This window comes from Dietzia sp. UBA5065, from assembly GCA_002415925.1.
In the GTDB taxonomy this organism is placed as follows: domain Bacteria; phylum Actinomycetota; class Actinomycetes; order Mycobacteriales; family Mycobacteriaceae; genus Dietzia.
Window position 1 is genome coordinate 827 of sequence record DIAZ01000107.1, and the last position, 2,380, is coordinate 3,206.

At 71.7% G+C, this 2,380-nt stretch carries 3 protein-coding genes; 2 read left to right on the top strand and 1 reads right to left on the bottom strand.

The genetic code is table 11. The features are described from left to right. A partial coding sequence (gene aspA, locus B4M60_RS08150) for an aspartate ammonia-lyase (RefSeq protein WP_291082083.1) occupies positions 1–1,293 on the top strand: 1,293 nt, incomplete at its 5' end. After that, the gene (locus tag B4M60_RS08155) at positions 1,290–2,063 is read left to right on the top strand and encodes an acetoacetate decarboxylase family protein (protein ID WP_291082085.1); all 774 of its coding nucleotides are present in this window, start codon (positions 1,290–1,292) and stop codon (positions 2,061–2,063) included. The genes aspA and B4M60_RS08155, both read left to right, overlap by 4 nt. On the opposite strand, the gene B4M60_RS08160 is transcribed toward B4M60_RS08155, so the two are convergent. After that, positions 2,060–2,380: glycerol-3-phosphate dehydrogenase C-terminal domain-containing protein (locus B4M60_RS08160; protein ID WP_291082087.1), on the bottom strand; the 321-nt coding region annotated here is incomplete at its 5' end. The two genes, B4M60_RS08155 and B4M60_RS08160, sit on opposite strands and share 4 nt — an antisense overlap.

The window sequence follows — 2,380 nt, forward strand, 5'->3', positions numbered from 1 at the left end:
AAGAAGGCCGCCGCGCTCGCGAACGTGGAGATGGGGGTCCTGGACCCCGACGTGGCCGCGGCGATCGTCGGTGCCTGCGACGAGATCCTGCAGGACGGCCGGTGCATGGACCAGTTCCCGTCCTGCGTCTACCAGGGCGGCGCCGGGACCTCGGTGAACATGAACACCAACGAGGTGGTGGCCAACCTGGCGCTCGAGCGGCTCGGCCACCCCAAGGGTGCGTACGACATCGTCAGCCCGAACGACGACGTCAACCGTTCGCAGTCGACCAACGACGCTTATCCGACGGGGTTCCGGATCGCGCTGTGGCACGCGCTCGAGCGGCTGGAACCGGCGATCGTGGCGCTGCGGGAGGCGTTCTACGACAAGTCCGAGGAGTTCCGCGAGGTCCTCAAGATGGGCCGGACCCAGCTGCAGGACGCGGTGCCGATGTCGCTGGGTCAGGAGTTCGGCGGGTTCGCGGTGACGCTCGACGAGGAGCTCCACGTCCTGGGTGCGGCGGCGCGGATGTTGCTCGACGTGAACCTCGGGGCGACGGCCATCGGCACGGGCGTCAACACCCCGCCCGACTACCGGCGCACGGTCATCGAGCACCTGAGGGAGGTCACGGGACTGCCGGTCACCGGAGCCATGAACCTCATCGAGGCCACCAGCGACACCGGCGACTACGTCAACGTCCACGCCGCCCTCAAGCGGGCCTCGGCCAAGGTCTCCAAGATCTGCAACGACCTCCGGCTGCTGTCCTCCGGCCCGCGCGCGGGGTTCAACGAGATCAACCTGCCGGAGCTCCAGGCGGGCTCGTCGATCATGCCCGCCAAGGTCAACCCGGTGATCCCCGAGGTGGTCAACCAGGTGTGCTTCAAGGTGATCGGCAACGACATCACGGTGACCATGGCCGCCGAGGCCGGTCAGCTCCAGCTCAACGTGATGGAGCCGGTGATCGCCCAGGCGATGTTCGAGTCGATCTCGCTGCTCACGGCGGCCATCGAGACGCTCACCGAGAAGTGCGTCCGGGGGATCACGGCCAACGAGGAGGTGTGTCGGACCAACGTCATGAACTCGATCGGCATCGTCACCTACCTCAACCCGGTGATCGGCCACCACAACGGCGACCTGGTGGGCCGCGAGTGCGCGCGGTCCGGCCGGGGCGTGCGCGAGGTGGTCCTGGAGATGGGCCTGCTCAGCGAGGAGGAGGTCGACGACATCCTGTCCCCGGCCAACTTGCTGAGGCCCCGCTACAAGGGCAAGTCGGGCGGGCAGCCGGGCGCGGCAGCCGTTACCGTCTCCCCATGACCTCTCCCACTTCGCGTGTCGTCGCCGGGCGCGAGATAGCGTTCCCGGTTCCCGTCGTCTCCGCCTCGGTGTCGGGCGCGGCCTTCCTCACCCGGGCGGCGGTCGTGCGGCGCCTCATCGCCGCAGGTCCGCAGTCGGCCGTGCTCGACGCGGGTGCCGAACCGGTGACGCTCCCGGGCGGGCGCACCCCGGTGACGATCATGCACGTGCGCTACCACGACGTCCCGGGCAACGTCCTGGGCGCCTACCACGAGATCGGGCTGGCGTTCCAGGTCAGGGTCCCAAGCGCCGGGGTGGTGCAGCACATCCACGAGCTCCCGGTGGACCAGGACTTCACGCTGGCGGCGGGCAACGAGCTGTGGGGCTTCCCCAAGTGGAAGGGCGACATGGTGGGCTCGGCCGGGGGAGCGTTGGACGACGCCCGCCTGGGGCCCGTCGGCTCCTCCGGGGCAGGCGGCATCGAGCTGCGACTCGACACCCGCGTCGGGGTCCCGATCCCGGGCCGACAGTCGCTGGCCATGAACTGCGTGCAGGTCATCGACGGCGACCCCGTCCTGGTGACGGCCGCGGCGACGGCCTCCGGTGGGCGGGTCCGTCCCCTGGGCGGGGCGCGAATCTCGGTCGCGGCCGGGGCGGAGGGGGCGGGCGCCGACCTCGCGCGGTTCGCCGACGCGATCCGTGGGCTGGCGCTAGACCGGGCCCGGCCCCTCGCCACGTTCTCCTACGAGAGGTTCGAGGCCGAGTTCCAGGCCCCGCGCCCCCTCGGTTAGCCCGGGCCCGCCGCGGCGAGGGCCTCGCGCGCGGCGGGTTCGGCGGCCGCACGGTCCGCGGGGACGAGCCCGACCCGGCTGCGACGGTCCAGGATGTCGTCCACGGTCAGGGCGCCCTCGTGGGTGACCGCGTAGGAGAACTCGGCGCGGGTGACGTCGATCCCCTCCGCGACCCGGTCCAGCGGCCGGTCGAGCAGGCTCTCGGCCACGACGGTCGAGGCCTCCTGCCCGTAGCGCGACACCAGCGAGGCGGGCAGGCGCCCACCGGCGGCGGGCGCGGGCCCGACCGGATCGGGGTGCCCGGGCGCCCCGACCAG

What these genes read in the sequence shown, in the direction of transcription:
- B4M60_RS08155 (WP_291082085.1), top strand. Translation starts at nt 1,290, where the DNA reads ATGACCTCTCCCACTTCGCGTGTCGTCGCCGGGCGCGAGATAGCGTTC.